This window comes from Pseudomonas sp. NPDC086278, assembly GCF_050280905.1.
Lineage (GTDB): Bacteria > Pseudomonadota > Gammaproteobacteria > Pseudomonadales > Pseudomonadaceae > Aquipseudomonas.
Genome location: NZ_JBNNWE010000028.1, coordinates 28,760 through 46,845, shown reverse-complemented (window position 1 = coordinate 46,845; position 18,086 = coordinate 28,760). Strand labels below are relative to the sequence as shown.

General features: G+C 60.4%; 15 protein-coding genes. 8 read left to right on the top strand and 7 right to left on the bottom strand.

Going from position 1 to position 18,086, the window contains the following annotated elements; translation table 11 throughout:
* Positions 1-21 precede the first annotated feature (21 nt).
* The gene (locus ACQKP4_RS11605; protein ID WP_427633213.1) at positions 22-384 is read left to right on the top strand and encodes a hypothetical protein; all 363 of its coding nucleotides are present in this window, start codon (positions 22-24) and stop codon (positions 382-384) included.
* A gap of 404 nt (positions 385-788) precedes the next feature.
* Here ACQKP4_RS11605 and ACQKP4_RS11600 read toward each other — a convergent pair whose 3' ends face one another.
* The 4 genes from ACQKP4_RS11600 to ACQKP4_RS11585 all read right to left on the bottom strand — a co-directional run bounded on the left by ACQKP4_RS11600 (position 789) and on the right by ACQKP4_RS11585 (position 5,704).
* A complete protein-coding gene (locus ACQKP4_RS11600) occupies positions 789-1,037 on the bottom strand; it encodes a DUF1652 domain-containing protein (protein ID WP_427633212.1) in 249 nt (82 codons plus the stop codon).
* A 137-nt stretch (positions 1,038-1,174) separates the two neighbouring features.
* Entirely contained in the window at positions 1,175-2,671 is a 1,497-nt protein-coding gene (locus ACQKP4_RS11595; protein WP_427633210.1) for a helix-turn-helix transcriptional regulator, read from the bottom strand.
* Between the two features lie 209 nt (positions 2,672-2,880).
* Positions 2,881-4,164, bottom strand: coding sequence for a Zn-dependent hydrolase (locus ACQKP4_RS11590; RefSeq protein WP_427633208.1), 1,284 nt, complete (start codon positions 4,162-4,164; stop codon positions 2,881-2,883).
* 55 nt (positions 4,165-4,219) lie between these two features.
* Positions 4,220-5,704: an NCS1 family nucleobase:cation symporter-1 gene (locus ACQKP4_RS11585; RefSeq protein ID WP_427633206.1), complete on the bottom strand. Its 1,485-nt coding sequence runs from the start codon at positions 5,702-5,704 to the stop codon at positions 4,220-4,222.
* Between the two features lie 553 nt (positions 5,705-6,257).
* On the opposite strand from ACQKP4_RS11585, the gene hydA reads away from it, so the two are divergent.
* The 3 genes from hydA (at position 6,258) to preA (ending at position 10,497) form a co-directional block, all read left to right on the top strand.
* The gene (gene hydA, locus ACQKP4_RS11580) at positions 6,258-7,697 is read left to right on the top strand and encodes a dihydropyrimidinase (RefSeq protein WP_427633204.1); all 1,440 of its coding nucleotides are present in this window, start codon (positions 6,258-6,260) and stop codon (positions 7,695-7,697) included.
* 157 nt (positions 7,698-7,854) lie between these two features.
* Positions 7,855-9,222, top strand: coding sequence for an NAD(P)-dependent oxidoreductase (locus ACQKP4_RS11575; RefSeq protein WP_427633202.1), 1,368 nt, complete (start codon positions 7,855-7,857; stop codon positions 9,220-9,222).
* Positions 9,223-10,497: an NAD-dependent dihydropyrimidine dehydrogenase subunit PreA gene (gene preA, locus ACQKP4_RS11570; RefSeq protein WP_427633200.1), complete on the top strand. Its 1,275-nt coding sequence runs from the start codon at positions 9,223-9,225 to the stop codon at positions 10,495-10,497.
* A gap of 142 nt (positions 10,498-10,639) precedes the next feature.
* Here preA and ACQKP4_RS11565 read toward each other — a convergent pair whose 3' ends face one another.
* Positions 10,640-11,260: a TetR/AcrR family transcriptional regulator gene (locus tag ACQKP4_RS11565; protein ID WP_427633199.1), complete on the bottom strand. Its 621-nt coding sequence runs from the start codon at positions 11,258-11,260 to the stop codon at positions 10,640-10,642.
* A 138-nt stretch (positions 11,261-11,398) separates the two neighbouring features.
* On the opposite strand from ACQKP4_RS11565, the gene copC reads away from it, so the two are divergent.
* Both copC and copD read left to right on the top strand, forming a co-directional pair.
* Positions 11,399-11,764: a copper homeostasis periplasmic binding protein CopC gene (copC, locus tag ACQKP4_RS11560; RefSeq protein ID WP_427633197.1), complete on the top strand. Its 366-nt coding sequence runs from the start codon at positions 11,399-11,401 to the stop codon at positions 11,762-11,764.
* A 3-nt stretch (positions 11,765-11,767) separates the two neighbouring features.
* The gene (copD, locus tag ACQKP4_RS11555) at positions 11,768-12,628 is read left to right on the top strand and encodes a copper homeostasis membrane protein CopD (protein ID WP_427633195.1); all 861 of its coding nucleotides are present in this window, start codon (positions 11,768-11,770) and stop codon (positions 12,626-12,628) included.
* A gap of 37 nt (positions 12,629-12,665) precedes the next feature.
* On the opposite strand, the gene ACQKP4_RS11550 is transcribed toward copD, so the two are convergent.
* Positions 12,666-13,826: an HlyD family secretion protein gene (locus ACQKP4_RS11550; protein ID WP_427633193.1), complete on the bottom strand. Its 1,161-nt coding sequence runs from the start codon at positions 13,824-13,826 to the stop codon at positions 12,666-12,668.
* Positions 13,823-15,478 (bottom strand): MFS transporter, encoded by a 1,656-nt coding sequence (locus ACQKP4_RS11545; RefSeq protein ID WP_427633191.1) that lies wholly within the window; start codon positions 15,476-15,478, stop codon positions 13,823-13,825. The genes ACQKP4_RS11550 and ACQKP4_RS11545 overlap by 4 nt, the downstream gene beginning before the upstream one ends.
* 218 nt (positions 15,479-15,696) lie before the next feature.
* Here ACQKP4_RS11545 and ACQKP4_RS11540 point away from each other — a divergent pair, with 218 nt between their 5' ends.
* Positions 15,697-16,995 carry an OprD family porin gene (locus tag ACQKP4_RS11540; protein ID WP_427633189.1) on the top strand — a complete coding sequence of 433 codons (1,299 nt, stop codon included), beginning with the start codon at positions 15,697-15,699 and terminating at the stop codon, positions 16,993-16,995.
* Positions 16,996-17,242: 247 nt separating this feature from the next.
* Positions 17,243-18,061: an NAD-dependent epimerase/dehydratase family protein gene (locus tag ACQKP4_RS11535; protein WP_427633187.1), complete on the top strand. Its 819-nt coding sequence runs from the start codon at positions 17,243-17,245 to the stop codon at positions 18,059-18,061.
* Positions 18,062-18,086: the final 25 nt, after the last annotated feature.

Here is an 18,086-nt window from a genome sequence, read left to right as displayed (position 1 = left end):
TGTCGTCTTCCGAGGAAAGCCATGTCTCGCGCTGCCCGCTCGCTCAAATACTTCGGGATCTATCTCATGCTGCTGGGGCTGGCACTCGTGCTGGTGCCCAACCTGATCATCACGCTGTTTGGTATGGCGCCGACGCCTGAAGTGTGGATTCGCGTCGTCGGTGTTCTCGCGTTCAACATCGGCGTCTATTACTGGTTCGCCGCACGCAGCGAATGCCGCCCGGTCTACTGGGCCTCGGTCTATACCCGCGCGCTGGTGCTGGTGAGCTTCAGCGTGTTCGCCGCCTTGCAGTTGAGCGAGCCGGTGCTGGTGCTGTTCGGGGCAGTGGATTTCTGCGGCGGGCTGTGGACCTGGCACGCCTTGCGTAGCGAGCGCCGTGCATGATGGCCGCTCATGCCGCCATCGCTATGGACAATTCCAGGCCTATTGCGTGATGCAGCGAGTCCGCGTGGTCACGCGGGTCACCTGCGCGTCCATCCGCGCGTCACCCACCACATCGGTGTTTTCAATGGTTTCGCAGGTACGTTCAGGGATGGGCGGTGGCGCCGCTGGCGGGGGTGGTGGCGGACTGGAGCAACCGCTGAGCATCGCTACGCAGAAGGCGAGCGACAGAGGCGAAAAAGCACGTTTCCCAAGACTGTTCATAGGCTGACTCGCGGTAAGTAATCGACACTTTCCGCGACCTGACACCTTCACCGCGAAGCCGCGGACTGGTCACAGAAAATAAATACCCTCGCTTTTCTTATAGCCCACGCCACGATCAATGCCAGTAAACGGCCATAACCGCCTTACAAAGGTCCGAGTTCACGCAGGTTGTTGCTCTCAAGTTCATAGCGCAATTCTTCAATCAGGGCGTTCACCGCGTCCTGCGACCTGAGGTTGGTCACGTTCAAGCCGCTGACGACCAGATCGACCTGGCCCGAGGCCGGATCATAGAGTTTCACCGTCAGCGAACTATCACCCGTGACCGTGCAATCACAGGCCAGCGGCGAAAAACTGCGCTCCAGTTGCATGCGGAGTTGCGCCAGATAAATCATCCTGCTGTTCCTTGAGCCGTTTCGAAGGGGTCGCGATGACGGCCTTGAACGGACCTGTATCGCACCGTCACAGACTAAGAAGTATCGCCCTGCGTCAGAACACGAATTTGCACCCCCGTGAATAGTGCATTTGCACCTTACCGTTGGCCTTTCGGCCGCCACTCGGTGGAGAACAAACCGCGCTCACGGGCCCAGACAATAGCCTCGCTGCGGCTATGCACATCGAGCTTGGAATACACCGTGGACACATGATTGCGCACGGTATTGGGCGCCAGTTTCAGGCGCGCGGCGATTTCCTTGTCGGCCAGGCCTTCGCAGATCAGCCCCAGGACATCGCGCTCGCGAGCGGTGAGGTCGGTGAACGACACACTGGGCAGCTGCGGCGAGTTGACGTTCTTCACGTTGGCCAGTTTTTCGATCAGGGTGCGGCTGAACCAGGAGGCGTCTTTCATCACTTCCTCGATTGCCGCCACCAGTTCCAGCTCGGTGCGTTTGCGCTCGGTGATGTCCATCAGCACCAGCAGGTAGCAGGGATTGTCCTGAATGTTGACGGTGTCGGCCGACACCGCGCAGTCGATCAACACCTGGTCTTTCTTGCGAATCCGCACATCGACGCGGTCCAGGCTGCCGGCCTTCTCCAGCGCGGCGAACAGTCGGGTGCGCGCGGCCCTGTCGTCGATAAAGTCGATTTCACCGAGGGACTTGCCGAGCACTTCTTCGCTGGGGTACGCCAAGGTATCGAGGAACGCTTCATTGACATCGACCACCACCTGATCCTGGGCGTTACACACCAGGGTCGGCACCGGCATCAGGCGAAAAGCCTTGGCAAAGCGCTCCTCACTCTGGCGCAAGGCGACTTCGGCCTTGTGCCGTGGCTCCATGTCGACAAAGGAAAACAGCATGCAGTCTTCTTCGTTGAGCTCCAGCGGTTGCCCGGCGACGATCACCTGTTTACTGCTGCCGTCAGCCAGCTTCAACTCGGCCTGCATCTGCGGAATCGTCGCGTGCTCGCGCAAACGCTCAATCGCCAGATCCTTCTTTTCCGCACCGTCGAGAATGTCCAGTTCATAGGTCGACACGCCGATCACTTGTTCACGGGTATAACCGGTCATTTCCAGAAAGCCCGAATTGACCTTGATGTAACGCAAATCGCTGAGGCGGCAGATCACTGCCGGCGCCGGGTTGGCGTTGAAGGTCTTTTCGAAACGCTGCTCGGCGCTGGCCCAGTCGGTCACATCGGCCATGATCAGCACCAGCGATTCCGGCTCTCCGGCACTGTCGGTCAGCACCAGGCTGCGCACGTTGTGCACCCACGTGCGCTCCTCGTCATCCGTGGGCGTAACCTCCACCAGCACATCACTGAAGGTCTCGCCGCGCGCGACGCGGTTGATCGGGTAATTTTCCGTGGGCACCGGGTGATTGTTGCGATAGCGCAAGGCGAAGCGCTTGGTATAAGCCTTGGCATTGGCGCCCAGTTCGCCGACCCGGTTGACGCCGTGCATGGCGAGTGCGGCTTCATTGGCCCAGATAAGCGTCTGGTCCAGCTCCAGCAAAATCACGCCGTCGGACAACCCGGCGATGATCTGCTGCAACTGGCGTCGATTGGTTTCGGTGGTCAGGACGTCCTGGCTCATTGGATCTCCACATAATGCGACGGTGCTTTTTAAGCACCCATGTGAAGAGTACGACCGCATGGGATTACGAACGTGCGGCCCAAAGGCCTTGGCCTGATGGTGAACACAATCCCCCTGTGGCAGCACGCCTGCTGGCGATAGCGGTGTGTGGACCTCACCGCGAACAGGCGCGCTCCCGCAGAATTACGGGCGTTAGACGGATCGTTGATTCAAGCCGCGAGTTGCCCGCTGGCTATCGCCGCCGACGCGGCCAGCATCGCGCGCAACAACACCGCACAGCCATCCGCCAGGTCCTGCGGTGCGGCGTTTTCGATTTCGTTGTGGCTGATGCCGCCTTCACACGGCACGAAGATCATTCCGGCCGGGCCGAGTTCGGCGAGGAAGATTGCGTCATGCCCGGCGCCGCTGACGATGTCCATGTTCGACAGGCCCAGACCTTGCGCCGCATTGCGCACGGCGTCGACGCAGCCCTTGTCGAAGTACAGCGGCGGGAAATCGGCGGTGGGTGTCAGTTCAAAGCTCAGGCCGTGTGCTTCGCAGGTGGTTTCGATGACCTGGCGGACCTCGGCAATCATCGAATCCAGGCGTGCCGGTTCCAGATGACGGAAGTCGAGGGTCATGCGCACTTCGCCGGGGATCACGTTGCGCGAGCCGGGATAGGCTTGCAGGCAACCGACGGTGCCGCAGGCGTGGGGTTGATGATCGAGGGCGGCGCGGTTCACGGCGCCGACGATCACCGAAGCGCCGACCAGTGCGTCTTTGCGCAGGTGCATCGGCGTAGGGCCGGCGTGGGCTTCGACGCCGCGCAGTTTCAGGTCGAACCATTTTTGCCCGAGGGCGCCCATCACCACACCGATGGTTTTGTGTTCGTCTTCGAGGATCGGGCCTTGTTCGATGTGGGCCTCGAAATACGCGCCGACCGCATGGCCACTGACCTTGCGCGGGCCGGCGTAGCCGATGGCGTTGAGTGCTTCGCCGACAGTAATGCCCTCGGCATCGACCTTGGCCAGGGTTTCTTCGAGGGTGAATTTTTCCGCGAACACGCCGGAGCCCATCATGCAGGGCGGAAAGCGCGAACCTTCTTCGTTGGTCCAGACCACCACTTCCAGCGGCGCTTCGGTTTCCACGCCCAGGTCGTTCAGGGTGCGCAGCACTTCGACCCCGGCCAGTACGCCGAAGCAGCCGTCGAACTTGCCGCCGGTGGGTTGGGTGTCGATGTGGCTGCCGGTCATCACCGGTGGCAGGTTCGGGTTGCGGCCGGGGCGGCGGGCGAAGATGTTGCCGATGCCGTCGACGGTCACGGTGCAACCAGCCTCCTCGCACCAGCGGACGAAAATGTCCCGGGCCTGGCGGTCGAGGTCGGTCAGCGCCAGGCGACAGACGCCGCCCTTGACCGTGGCGCCGAGCCTGGCGAGTTCCATGAGCGACTGCCACAAGCGGTCGCGGTTGATGTGCTGATGGCTGGATTGCAGAACGTCCGTGGCTGCGTTCATGGGGATCTCCTCAGGCTGTTCTTATGAGTTTCGTCAGGTATTTTCTGGGGGGCACTCACACCGCAGACTTCGCAATGGATTGGCTGGGCCGCATCGAACACAACCCGTAATAAATCACCCCGCCCAACGCCGACCCGGTAAACCAGCCGTAACTGTAAAACCAGCTGAACGCGTCACTGCCCAGCGACAGCAACGTCAACACCACCGGCACGCCGAACGCGATGAAACCAAACCAGTTCCACGCCGGGTACACGTCATCGCGGTACAGCCCGGCCAGGTCGAGTTGCTGTTTCTTGATCAGGAAATAGTCCACCACCATGATCCCGGCAATCGGCCCGAGCAAGCTCGAATAACCCAGCAACCAATTCGAATACACCGTTTCCAGGCTCACATCGGAAACGATCAAGCCCAGCTTTTTCAACAATTCATGACCCATCAACAGCAGCCCCACCAGCCCGGTCAGCAACACCGCTTTGGTGCGGTTGATGACCTTGGGCGCAATGTTCTGAAAGTCGTTGGTCGGCGAAACAATGTTGGCGGCGGTGTTGGTGGACAGCGTGGCAATGATGATCAACGCCATCGCCACGGCGACCCACACCGGCCTCTGGATATGACCAATCAGGCTCACCGGATCGGAGACGGTCACGCCCACCAGTTTCACCGACGCGGCGGTCATCACCACGCCCAGCGAGGCGAACAGGAACATGGTCAGCGGCAAACCGAAAATCTGCCCGAGAATCTGGTCTTTCTGACTTTTGGCGTAGCGGCTGAAGTCGGGGATGTTCAGCGACAAGGTGGCCCAAAAACCGACCATTGCGGTCAGCCCGGCGGCAAAGTAACTGACCACGCTCGCGCCCTCGGGACGCTTGGCCGGGATGGCCAGCAGTTCAGTCATCGACACATTCGGCATCGCCCACACCAGCAGGCCCACGCCCACCAGCACCAACAGCGGCGCCGACAGGGTTTCGAGCCATTTGATCGATTCGGCACCGCGCAGTACCACCCACAGATTCAGCGCCCAGAAAATCATGAAACCAATGACTTCGCCGGTGCCGCCCAACGATTTCCAGCCCTCGAAAATCGACCCCAGGAACAGGTGAATCGCCAGCCCGCCAAACATCGTCTGGATACCAAACCAGCCGCACGCCACCAACGCGCGAATCAGGCACGGCACGTTGGAGCCGAGAATGCCGAACGACGAGCGCAGCAACACCGGAAACGGAATGCCGTACTTGGTGCCGGCAAAGGCGTTGAGTGTCAGCGGGATCAACACGATGAGGTTGGCAAACAGGATCGCCAGCAGCGCCTCGCCGACGCTCAGGCCGAAATACGCAGTGAGCACGCCGCCAAGGGTGTAGGTCGGCACGCAGATCGACATGCCGATCCACAGCGCGGTGATGTGCCATTTGTTCCAGGTTCGTTCCTGCACCCTGGTCGGTGCCATGTCGTGGTTGTAACGGGGACTGTCGAGGACGTCGGTGCCGGCTTCGAGCTCAAACAAGCCGTCGCGCTCGGTCACTTGCGATCTGATCTGTTGCATGGCCGCTCCACTGTTCTTTGAATTATTTTTTTGCTCATCAGGGGCTGACGACATCAATAAACGTGCCGGCCACCCCGTTTGCGCATCGGGCAGTTCCATCAAACATTTATAACTAACTGATGTTTATCAGTTTTATTAACGGTGACGAAAAGTCCTCGGTGACTTGCCGTGCGCTCAGGCTAAACGCCTGGCAAGTTGTCCGAACAGTCAGGACTCAATCTGGTGCAGCAAACTTTTTTTCAAACTTGCGCATCAACCATAGACCACTCTTCAAGCGGCTGATTTCACATAGGAAATCTCGTCTATTTTTGCAACCTGTCAAGTGCGTCAAAATGGTGAGTGGTCGAACCATTTTGGTGAATTTGCATTTTTGTTGTTATTTATCAAATAGTTAAACCGAATATAAGCTTATAAAAAATAATCTTGATCATTCTCTGAACTCAGACTAGCGTCTATTCCTGACAGCGCTGACAGGAATACACCTGTTTGCGCCGGCTTCATATAAAACATTTAGAACCGGCACCAGCCGGTCATTGCCTGCGAGGAACTCGGAATGTCTCTGTTGATCCGTGGCGCTACCGTAATTACCCATGATGAAAGTTATCGCGCCGACGTCTATTGTGCCGACGGCGTGATTAAAGGCATCGGCGACAAACTCGATGTTCCGGCAGGTGCCGAAGTGCTGGACGGCAGCGGCCAATACCTGATGCCCGGCGGCATCGATCCGCACACCCACATGCAATTGCCCTTCATGGGCACCGTGGCCAGTGAAGATTTTTTCAGTGGCACGGCGGCCGGTCTGGCCGGTGGCACCACGTCGATCATCGACTTCGTGATTCCCAATCCGCAGCAGTCCCTGATGGAAGCGTTTCAGCAGTGGCGCGGCTGGGCCGAGAAATCGGCGTCGGACTACGGTTTTCACGTGGCGATCACCTGGTGGAGCGAGCAGGTTCGCGAGGACATGGCCGAGCTGGTCCACCATCACGGGGTCAACAGCTTCAAGCATTTCATGGCCTACAAAAACGCGATCATGGCGGCCGATGACACGCTGGTCGCCAGTTTCGAGCGCTGCCTGGAATTGGGCGCGGTGCCAACCGTGCATGCGGAAAACGGCGAGCTGGTGTATCACCTCCAGCGCAAGTTGATGGCCCAAGGCATTACCGGTCCGGAAGCGCATCCGCTGTCACGGCCGTCGCAGGTTGAAGGCGAAGCCGCGAGCCGGGCGATCCGTATTGCCGAAACCCTTGGCACGCCGTTGTACCTGGTGCACGTCTCGACCAAGGAAGCGCTCGACGAAATCACCTACGCCCGCAGCAAGGGCCAGCCCGTCTACGGCGAAGTGTTGGCCGGGCATTTGCTGCTCGACGACAGCGTCTACCAGCACCCGGACTGGCAAACCGCCGCCGGTTACGTGATGAGCCCGCCGTTTCGTCCGCGCGGTCATCAGGAAGCGCTTTGGCATGGCTTGCAATCGGGCAACCTGCACACCACCGCCACCGACCATTGCTGCTTCTGCGCCGAGCAAAAAGCCGCCGGCCGCGATGACTTCAGCAAGATCCCCAACGGCACCGCCGGTATCGAAGACCGCATGGCGCTGCTGTGGGACGAAGGGGTGAACACCGGGCGCTTTTCGATGCAGCAATTCGTCGCGCTCACCTCCACCAACACCGCGAAGATCTTCAACCTTTACCCGCGCAAAGGCGCGATTCGCGTGGGGGCCGATGCGGATCTGGTGCTGTGGGACCCCGAAGGCAGCCGCACGATTTCGGCGAAGACCCATCACCAGCAAGTCGACTTCAACATCTTCGAAGGCAAGACCGTGCGCGGTGTGCCGAGCCATACCATCAGCCAGGGTCGCGTGGTCTGGGCCGATGGCGACCTGCGCGCCGAGCGTGGTGCCGGGCGCTACGTCGAACGGCCGGCGTATCCGGCGGTGTTTGATTTGTTAAGCAAACGGGCTGCTCTGCACAAGCCGAGTGCTGTGAAGCGCTGAGATCGAGGCCTTCGGCCATCGCGGGCAAGCCACGCTCCCACACCTGGAATGCATTCCCCTGTGGCAGCGAGCTTGCTCGCGATGGGGCCGGCACTGACGACAAAAATACTCACTGCCCATCAGAGGCAGCACCTCACAAAAACATGAGGCAAAAACCGTGATCAAGACCTTGAACCACCTCCCGCATCCCCACGAGAATGCGGCCGCCCTCGCCGGCCATTTCACCGACCTGGCGCCACCGCTCAACGACCGGCAAGCGCACCTGGAAGCCTCGCGCTGCCTGTATTGCTACGACGCGCCATGCGTGAACGCCTGTCCCAGCGACATCGACATCCCATCGTTTATCCGCAATATCCACCAGGAAAACGTCCAGGGCGCGGCGCAGAAAATCCTTTCGGCCAACATCCTTGGCGGCAGTTGCGCGAGGGTGTGCCCGACCGAAATCCTCTGCCAGCAGGCCTGCGTGCGCAACAACGACCATGAGTGCGCACCGGTGTTGATCGGCTTGCTGCAACGTTACGCCGTGGACAACGCGAACTTCAGCCATCATCCGTTTTCCCGCGCGGCGGCCACCGGCAAACGCATCGCCGTGGTCGGTGCCGGCCCGGCCGGTTTGTCCTGCGCCCATCGCAGCGCCATGCACGGTCACGAAGTGGTGATTTTCGAGGCCAGGGAAAAGGCTGGCGGCCTCAACGAATACGGGATCGCCAAATACAAACTGGTGGACGATTACGCGCAGAAGGAGCTGGATTTTCTGTTGCAGATTGGCGGCATCGAGATCCGTCACGGGCAAAAACTCGGCGACAACCTGACCCTGAGCGAACTGCATCAGCAATTCGACGCGGTGTTTCTCGGCTTGGGCCTCAATGCCGGCAAACAGCTCGGTCTGGCCCACGAAGACGCGCCAGGCTTGCTCGCCGCCACCGATTACATCCGCGAACTGCGCCAGGCCGATGACCTGACGCAACTGCCGCTGGCCGACCATTGCATCGTCCTCGGCGCGGGCAACACCGCCATCGACATGGCCGTGCAAATGGCCCGGCTCGGGGCGCGCGACGTCAATCTGGTGTACCGCCGTGGCGTGGAAGAAATGGGCGCCACCGGTCACGAACAGGACATCGCCAAGGCCAATCAGGTGCGTTTGCTGACCTGGGCACAACCCGAAGAAGTGCTGCTCGACGACCAAGGCAATGTGCGCGGCATGCGCTTCGCCAGAACCCACCTCGTCGACGGTCGTCTGCAAAGCACTGGCGACACCTTCGAGCTGGCCGCCGATGCGATTTTCAAAGCGATCGGCCAGGCCTTCGACGGCAGCGCCCTCGCCGACCCGCTGGCCCGCGAACTCAAGCGTCAGGGCGAACGCATCCAGGTGGACGAGAACCTGCGCACCAGTATTCCCGGCGTGTATGCCGGCGGCGACTGCACCAGCCTCGATCAGGACCTCACCGTGCAAGCCGTGCAGCACGGCAAGCTGGCCGCCGAGGCGATCAACGCTCAACTGATGCTCAACGTGGAGGCTGCGTAAATGGCCGATCTCTCGATTGTCTTCGCCGGCATCAAGGCGCCCAATCCATTCTGGCTGGCGTCCGCACCACCGACCGACAAAGCCTACAACGTGGTCCGCGCCTTCGAGGCCGGCTGGGGCGGCGTGGTCTGGAAAACCCTGGGTGAAGACCCGGCGGCGGTCAACGTGTCGTCGCGCTACTCGGCGCATTTCGGTGCCAACCGTGAAGTGATGGGCTTCAACAACATCGAACTGATCACCGACCGCTCGCTGGACATCAACCTGCGGGAAATCACCCAGGTCAAAAAGGACTGGCCGGACCGTGCGCTGATCGTGTCGCTGATGGTGTCGTGCGTCGAAGAATCATGGAAATTCATCCTGCCGCTGGTGGAAGCCACCGGCGCCGATGGCATCGAACTGAACTTCGGCTGCCCGCACGGCATGCCGGAGCGCGGGATGGGCGCGGCGGTCGGCCAGGTGCCGGAGTACGTCGAGCAGGTCACCCGCTGGTGCAAGACGTATTGCTCGCTGCCGGTGATCGTCAAGCTCACGCCGAACATCACCGACATCCGCGTCGCCGCCCGCGCAGCCCACCGTGGCGGGGCCGATGCGGTGTCGCTGATCAATACGATCAACTCGATCACCAGCGTCAACCTCGAGCGCATGGTCGCCAATCCCGCCGTGGGCAGCCAGAGCACCCACGGCGGTTATTGTGGGTCGGCGGTGAAGCCGATTGCGCTGAACATGGTCGCCGAAATCGCCCGTGATCCGCAGACCCAGGGCTTGCCGATTTGCGGCATTGGCGGGATCGGCAGTTGGCGCGATGCGGCGGAATTCATCGCGCTGGGCAGTGGGGCGGTGCAGGTGTGCACGGCGGCGATGCTGCACGGTTTCCGGATTGTCGAGGAGATGAAAGACGGTTTATCGCGCTGGATGGACAGTCAGGGCTATGCCAGCGTCGCGCAGTTTTCCGGGCGCGCGGTGGGCAACACCACCGACTGGAAGTACCTGGACATCAACTATCAGGTGATCGCCAAGATTGACCAGGAGGCGTGCATTGGTTGCGGGCGTTGCCACATTGCGTGCGAGGACACCTCGCACCAGGCGATTTCCAGCGTCAAGCAGGCGGACGGCACGCGCCGATATGAAGTGATCGATGATGAATGCGTGGGCTGCAATCTGTGCCAGATCACCTGCCCGGTGCAGGACTGCATCGAGATGGTGCCGATGGACAGCGGCAAGCCGTTTCTGGATTGGAACCATGATCCGAGGAATCCGTACCATGTTGCTCTTTAGGAACTGTGGCGACTGATCTGACGCCTTCGCGAGCAAGCCCGCTCCCACATTGGATCGATGCCCCACACAAATTCTGTGTGAACCAAAGATCCCTGTGGGAGCGGGCTTGCTCGCGAAGGCGCCGCCAGCTACACCGCAACCCTCAAGGCTCCAACCCGATCCCGCGCAAGATCACACTGGTCACCGTCTGCACCGCCCGCTCGAACTGCATGTCCGACAGCGGCTGGTGATCATTGAGAATGTTCACCTGATGATCGAAGTCCGCGTAATGCTGGGTCGACGCCCAGATCATGTACAGCAGGCTCGACGGTTCCACCGCCAGGATGCGTTTGTCGTCGACCCACTGGCGAATCTTCGCTTCCTTCATCTTGGCCCAGTCGTACAGGCTGGCGTCCAGCGCCTCGCCCAGCGTCGGGGCACCGTGGATGATCTCGTTGGCCCAGACTTTCGAGCCATAGGGACGGCTGCGCGAGTGGTTCATCTTGGCGCGGATGTAGCTGCTGAGCACCACCCGTGGATCGTCGAACATCTCGAAGCACAACGCGTCCTGCTTCCACACCTCCAGCAAATCAAACAACACGGCGCTGTACAGCTCACTCTTGGTGCTGAAGTAGTAATGCAGGTTGGAGCGCGGCAATTGCACTTCGGCGGCAATGTCCGCCATGGCCGTGCCGCCGAAGCCTTTTTCGGCGAAGACCTTTTCGGCCCCGAGCAGAATCTTTTCGACGTTACTGCGGCGAATCTCGATCTTGTGATTACCCATGAGGCTCCCCGACCACAGCGTTGGCCAAGACTAGCATCCGCTCTACCCTGCGGCGACAGGGGAAAACGAAACTTCGTACAGCGGCTTTCCCGACGCTAGACTGAGCACTTTCAGAACCTGCCAACGAGGTAATCCACGATGCTGCTCAAGAACGCCCTGACCACCGCCGCCCTCCTCGGCTCGCTGCTTGCCGCGTCGTCGGCATTTGCCCACGCCCACCTGACAAGCCAGACCCCCGCCGCCAACAGCACGGTCAGTGCGCCGGCGGAACTGCGCCTGGTGTTTTCCGAAGGCGTCGAAGCGACCTTCACCAAAGTCACCCTGAGCAAGGACGGCGCCAACGTGCCGGTGAAAAACCTGGCGACCGAAGGCAGTGACAAGAAGACCCTGATCGTCACCCCGGCAGCGCCATTGACCGCTGGCGCCTACAAAGTCGAATGGCACGCGGTGTCGGTCGATACCCACAAAAGCGAAGGCGCCTACAGTTTCAAGGTTGGCCAATAATCCATGGCGAGCGCGCTGGTGCTGTGCCGTTTCCTGCAATTCATCGTGGTGCTGATGCTGTTCGGGGCCTGGGTGTTCAGGCCGCTGCTGCTGAAGGGTGTCGTTGAAGATCTGGATCGGCAACTGGCGCGAATGGCGCGCTGGCTGGCGGTGGTGGCGCTGGTCAGCGGTGTGAGCTGGTTGCTGCTGATCACCGCCAGCATGGCCGGTGCCTGGGACGCGGCGTTCGACCCGTCAACCCTGCGCCTGGTGCTGGACAACACTTTTTTCGGCCAGGTATGGCGCTGGCATCTGCTGCTGAATGCCGTGCTGGTCGCGTTGCTGTTTTCGCCCTGGCGCTCGAGCGTGCCGCTGCGCATCGGCCTCGCCAGTCTGCTGGTGGCAACGCTGGCCCCGGTCGGTCACGGTGCGATGCTCGACGGTCTTCAAGGCCAATTGCTGATCCTCAACCAGATCATTCACCTGACCTGCGTCGGCATCTGGCTTGGCGGCTTGATGTTGCTGGTGATGGTGTTGCGCCAACCGGCGGGCCATGACGTTGGCGCGATATTACGCCGCTTCAGCGGCGTGGGTTATGCGTTGGTGGCAGGGCTGGTGATCACTGGCCTGATCAACGTTCGGGTGTTGACCGGGCAATTCTGGCCGACCCCGCTATTGAGTGGCTTTGCGTTGATTCTGTTGATCAAGGTGCTGTTGGTCGCGGTGATGCTCGGGCTGGCGTTGTTCAATCGATTGCGGATCAAGGATTGCGAGCGTCGATTGCAGACACTGAAACACAGCGTGATCGCGGAATGGTTGCTGGGGATCGGCGCGGTGGCGGCTGTTTCGCTGCTGGGCACCCTGCCGCCGATGATTGCTGGCTGATACACAAATCCCCTGTGGCAACGGGCTCGCTCCCACATCAATTCGGCGTGGATGCCGAGTTTTCGTGATCCTCCTGCGCCGCCGTATCAATACTCACCACCACCGACATCCCCGGCCGCAACCGCTCGCTCTGTTCCTGCCCCTCATCCACGGTGATCCGCACCGGCACGCGCTGGGCGATTTTGACGAAGTTGCCAGTCGCATTGTCGGCCTGCAACAAACTGAATTCCGAGCCGGTGGCCGGTGAAATCCGCTGCACCCGCCCTTTGAACTTGCGGTGATTCAACGCATCGACGCTGAAGCTCACCGGTTGGCCAACCCGGATGTTGTCCATCTGGGTTTCCTTCATGTTGGCGATTACCCACAACTGGTGCGGCACCAGCGCCATCAACTGCGCTCCCGAATTCACGTAGGCACCCAGCCGCACACCAATCTGCCCGAGCTGGCCGTCCCGAGGGGCGATGACCCGGGTGTTGGACAAGTCGATCCGCGCCAATTGCACCGCCGCTTCCGCGCTGGCCACGGCGGCCTCCAGCGAACCGCGATTGACGATCACCGTTTGCAGATCCTGCCGGGCAATTTCCAGATTGGCTTCGGCCTGCGCCACCGCCGCTTTGGTCTGCGCATTGGCGGCCAGGGTAACGTCCAGCTCACGTTTGGACACCGAGCCGTCATTGATCAGCTCTTGGTTGCGGCGCAGGTCGGCCTCACTTTTGCGCGCTTGCGCCTGACTGTCGACGACGGCTGCCTGACGCAGCTTGATGGTTGCTTCGGCGCTGTTGCGTTGTTGCACGACGTTGGCCAGCGCCGCTTTCTGCACCGCCAGTTGCGCCAGGGATTGATCCAGGTGCTGCTTATAAATGCGGTCATCCAGGCGCACCAGCAAATCGCCGGCCTTCACAAACTGGAAATCCTGCACCGGCACGTCGTACACATAACCGCTGAGCTGCGGGCCGATGATCGTCACCTGGCCACGCACCAAGGCATTTTCGGTGGTCTCGACCGCACTGCTGAACGGCGGCAGTTGCCAGGCATACAACACGATCAACACGCCGACGATGGCAATCGCCGCGAAGCCCAGCGACGAAATCACCCGGACGCGCAACGAACGCGGCTCGGTGGCGGGTGTGGATGGCGGCGCGACGCCTTCCGGTGTCGAGGCTATGGCGTTGGTGGTGGTCGTGGTCGGTTCGGTCATGAAGAAGAGACACCGCTAGAGGGTACGGAAAGTGTTGGGGCGACGTTTTTGGTGGTGCTCATCAGCCACAGGGCGCGAAGGGAAATCCAGATCATGGTGAGCACCGCGATAACCGCGATCAGCATGAACACATCGTTATAGGCCAGCACATTGGCCTCGCGCGTGGCGGCCGTGGCCAGCGAGCGAATGCCTTGCAGGTTGCGCAAACTCGGGTCGGCGATCACCGAGCCCAACGCATTGCCGCCGCTTTGCACGCGCGCCGCGACACGCGGGTCGGTCATCGTCAGGTGTTCGACAATATTGCTCGAATGAAATTTCTCGCGGACGATCTGGAACGTGCCCAGCAACGCCGCGCCGACCAGTCCGCCGAGGTTCTGGCAGATCCCGAACATCACCGAAAAACTCACCAGATTGCGCGGGTTGGTCAGCACGTTGCGCGTGCCCAGGACCATGGTCGGGCCGAGGAAAAATGTCCCGCCGAAAGCCAGCAAGAACTGGCTGAAGTACATGTTTTGCGGGCGCGTCAGGTTATTCGAATAGCTGTCCATGACCGAGCCGACCGCCATCAGCGCCAGCGACACAATCAGCGGCATATACAGGTGTTTCGGATTGATGGTCAACGCACTGGTGGCCAGGCCGGCGACGCTGCCGATCAACATCACCACGTACAAACTGTGCAACTGCTGGCTGCTCATGTTCAGCATTTGCATGAAGCCGACGGCGCCGGTGGACTGCTCCGAGGTCACCATGCGAATCAGCACCACCGCCAGCGCCAGCCGAACCATCACCCCGCTGCCGAGCCAGCGGGTCATCAACATCGGGTTGCTGCGGTTGTGTTCGATGGCAAGCCCAGTGAGGATCAGCACAATCGAGGCTGCGCAAGCGACGCCGATCCACGGCGCTTCGAGCCACCAATCGATGCGGCCCAGCGACAGCACGGCGCAGAGCAAGGCCACACCGCTGGCGAGAATGGCGAAGGTCAGGAAGTCGAGTTTTTCGAAGGTTTTGAAGCGATCGCCCGGCGGCAGCTTGAGCAGAAACACGCAGCCCAACGAGATCAACGCCATGCCCAGTTCGAACAGGTACAAGCCGCGCCATTCGGCGATTTGCAGCAGGTCTTCGGAGAACAATCGCGCCAGTGGCAAGGCCAGTTGCGACGTTCCCAGCCCCAGCACCAACGCCTTCATCCGCCATTTCGCCGGGAACGCCTGGATCATGTAATACAACCCCAGCGAACTCAGTGCCGCGCCGACCATGCCGTGCGCCGCCCGCACCGCAATCGCCGAGTTCAGGTCGTTGACGAACAAATGGCCGAAGGTCACCAGCGCATAGAGCACCAGGAACACCTCCGTGAACGCGCGCAACCCGAACTGCTGGCGAAACTTCACCAGCAGCAGGTTCATCGACACGTTGGTCATCACATACGCCGCCGGCAACCACGCCATTTCCGCGGTGGTCGCCCCGAGCGCGCCTTGCAGGTAGGGCAAATTGGCGATGACCAGCGAGTTTCCCAGACCACCGGTCAGCGCCACCAGCAGCCCCACCAGCGCATACGCCAACCGTTTTGGATTGGAGTGCATCGGGGTCGATGGAGAACCGGGCAGGCTGGGTCGCTCGTAAGGCTTCCAGTCGCGAGGGGCGTATTGATCCATGCAATGGCCTTGGTCGTAGAGGCGGTCAGTTTGCCGGAAAAAAAACCAGAAGACACAAACCCGGTCGTCGCATCGCTCGTTCCTGCGCGTTTTCTACCAACAAGTCATCGTACAACTTCTGATTGACAATCCCGCGGAGCCTCGCAAATAATCGCCGTCATGTTGTACGACGACGTATAACAAAAATAAAAACAACAAAGCATCAAGGGAGCGTCACTGTGAGCAAGCTCGTCCGCAATTCCTCCGTCTGCACCCCTCGTCCCACCTTCGTTCGCCGTCGCACCCTTAGCCTGATCGGTTGCAGCAGCCTGGCCGCCCTCGCCCTGCCCATGAGCAGTCACGCCGAAGGTTTCGCCGATGACGCCAAGGCGACGCTGAACCTGCGCAACGCCTATTTCAATCGCAACTTCACCAACCCGGCGTATCCGCAGGCCAAGGCTGAAGAGTGGACGCAAAACTTTATCCTCGATGCCAAGTCCGGCTTCACCCAGGGCACGGTCGGCTTCGGCATGGACATCCTCGGGCTGTACTCGCAGAAACTCGACGGAGGCAAAGGCACCGCCGGCACGCAACTGCTGCCAGTCCACGACGACGGTCGCCCCGCCGATAACTTCGGCCGCATGGGCGTTGCGCTCAAAGGCAAGATTTCGAAAACCGAATTGAAGGTCGGCGAATGGATGCCGGTACTGCCGGTCTTGCGCTCGGACGACGGCCGTTCCCTGCCGCAAACCTTCCGTGGCGGCCAGGTGACGTCGACCGAAATCAGCGGCCTGACGCTCTACGGCGGCCAGTTCCGCCAGAACAGCCCGCGCAACGATGCGAGCATGGAAGACATGTCCATGAACGGCAAACCGGCGTTCACCTCGGACCGTTTCAACTTTGGCGGTGGCGAATACACCTTCAATGAAAAACGCACGATGGTGGGTGTCTGGTACTCGGAACTCAGCGACATTTACCAGCAGCAGTATTTCAACCTCAGCCACAGCCAGCCGATCGGCGACTGGACCCTGGGCGCCAACCTCGGCTTCTTCAACGGCAAGGAAAACGGCAGCGCCCTGGCCGGCGACCTCGACAACAAAACCAGCTTCGCCATGCTCTCGGCCAAATACGGCGGCAGCACCTTCTATGTCGGCCTGCAAAAACTCACCGGCGACAGCGCCTGGATGCGCGTCAACGGCACCAGCGGCGGCACCCTGGCGAACGACAGCTACAACTCCAGCTACGACAACGCTCAGGAAAGATCCTGGCAAGTGCGCCACGACTACAATTTCGTCGCCCTCGGCATTCCCGGCCTGACCATGATGAACCGCTACATCAGCGGCGATAACGTGCACACCGGGGCGATCACCGATGGCAAGGAATGGGGCCGTGAATCGGAACTGGCCTATACCGTACAAAGCGGTGCGCTGAAGAACCTCAACGTGAAATGGCGCAACGCATCGATCCGCAAAGATTTCAGCACCAACGAGTTCGACGAAAACCGCATCTTCATCAGCTACCCGATTTCGTTGTTGTAACGAACCCATCTGGACGAGATGGCACAGTCTCTGTGGGAGCGAACTTGCTTGCGATGGCGATTATCCAGTCATTATCGTTGCTGGCTGATCCACCGGTATCGCGGGCAAGCTCTCTCCGACAAAGACCCTCCGTCATTTTCAACCAATGTCGCGTTGACAAGACCCGGAAAGCCTAACGATACTTCGACCAAGTCGTACGACAACCTACAACAAATCCACAACAATAATTGCGCGCCCAGGAACTGCCATGACCACCACGCCTAACGCCCCTTTCAATCGCCTGCTGCTGACCGGCGCCGCCGGTGGCCTCGGTAAAGTGCTGCGCGAAACCCTGCGCCCTTACGCCAACGTTATTCGCCTGTCGGACATCGCCGACATTGCACCCGCCATCGATGACCGCGAAGAAGTCGTGACCTGCGACCTGGCCGACAAGCACGCGGTGCATCAACTGGTCGAAGGCGTGGACGCGATCCTGCACTTTGGCGGTGTGTCCACCGAACATTCATTCGAAGATATCCTCGGCGCCAACATCTGCGGCGTGTTCCACATCTATGAAGCCGCGCGCCGCCACGGGGTGAAACGGGTGATTTTCGCCAGCTCCAACCACGTCATCGGTTTCTACAAACAAGACCAGGTGATCGACGCCCACTCCCCTCGCCGCCCTGACAGCTACTACGGTTTGTCCAAGTCCTATGGCGAAGACGTGGCCAGTTTCTACTTCGATCGCTATGGCATCGAAACCGTCAGCATCCGCATCGGCTCCTCATTTGCGGAACCGCAAAACCGCCGCATGATGAGCACCTGGTTGAGCTTTGGCGACCTGACGCAATTGCTCGAACGCGCGTTGTATGCACCGAATGTCGGACACACCATCGTCTACGGCGTGTCCGATAACAAAAACGTCTGGTGGGACAACCGCTTCGCCGCCGGCCTGGGTTATGCGCCACAGGACAACTCCGAAGTGTTCCGCGAAAAGATCGAGGCTCAACCAATGCCCGCTGCCGATGACCCGGCCATGGTTTACCAGGGTGGCGCGTTTGTCGCGTCCGGTCCGTTTGGCGACTGAGTCACCGTCAATACCCCTAACGAAA

Bases quoted from the DNA above. Each gene is read 5' to 3' on its own strand.
- ACQKP4_RS11535 (WP_427633187.1), top strand. From the start codon at position 17,243: ATGACCACCACGCCTAACGCCCCTTTCAATCGCCTGCTGCTGACCGGC.
- ACQKP4_RS11565 (WP_427633199.1), bottom strand. From the start codon at position 11,260: ATGGGTAATCACAAGATCGAGATTCGCCGCAGTAACGTCGAAAAGATT.
- ACQKP4_RS11600 (WP_427633212.1), bottom strand. From the start codon at position 1,037: ATGATTTATCTGGCGCAACTCCGCATGCAACTGGAGCGCAGTTTTTCG.
- ACQKP4_RS11545 (WP_427633191.1), bottom strand. From the start codon at position 15,478: ATGGATCAATACGCCCCTCGCGACTGGAAGCCTTACGAGCGACCCAGC.
- ACQKP4_RS11595 (WP_427633210.1), bottom strand. From the start codon at position 2,671: ATGAGCCAGGACGTCCTGACCACCGAAACCAATCGACGCCAGTTGCAG.
- ACQKP4_RS11590 (WP_427633208.1), bottom strand. From the start codon at position 4,164: ATGAACGCAGCCACGGACGTTCTGCAATCCAGCCATCAGCACATCAAC.
- hydA (WP_427633204.1), top strand. From the start codon at position 6,258: ATGTCTCTGTTGATCCGTGGCGCTACCGTAATTACCCATGATGAAAGT.
- ACQKP4_RS11585 (WP_427633206.1), bottom strand. From the start codon at position 5,704: ATGCAACAGATCAGATCGCAAGTGACCGAGCGCGACGGCTTGTTTGAG.
- copD (WP_427633195.1), top strand. From the start codon at position 11,768: ATGGCGAGCGCGCTGGTGCTGTGCCGTTTCCTGCAATTCATCGTGGTG.
- ACQKP4_RS11550 (WP_427633193.1), bottom strand. From the start codon at position 13,826: ATGACCGAACCGACCACGACCACCACCAACGCCATAGCCTCGACACCG.
- preA (WP_427633200.1), top strand. From the start codon at position 9,223: ATGGCCGATCTCTCGATTGTCTTCGCCGGCATCAAGGCGCCCAATCCA.
- copC (WP_427633197.1), top strand. From the start codon at position 11,399: ATGCTGCTCAAGAACGCCCTGACCACCGCCGCCCTCCTCGGCTCGCTG.
- ACQKP4_RS11605 (WP_427633213.1), top strand. From the start codon at position 22: ATGTCTCGCGCTGCCCGCTCGCTCAAATACTTCGGGATCTATCTCATG.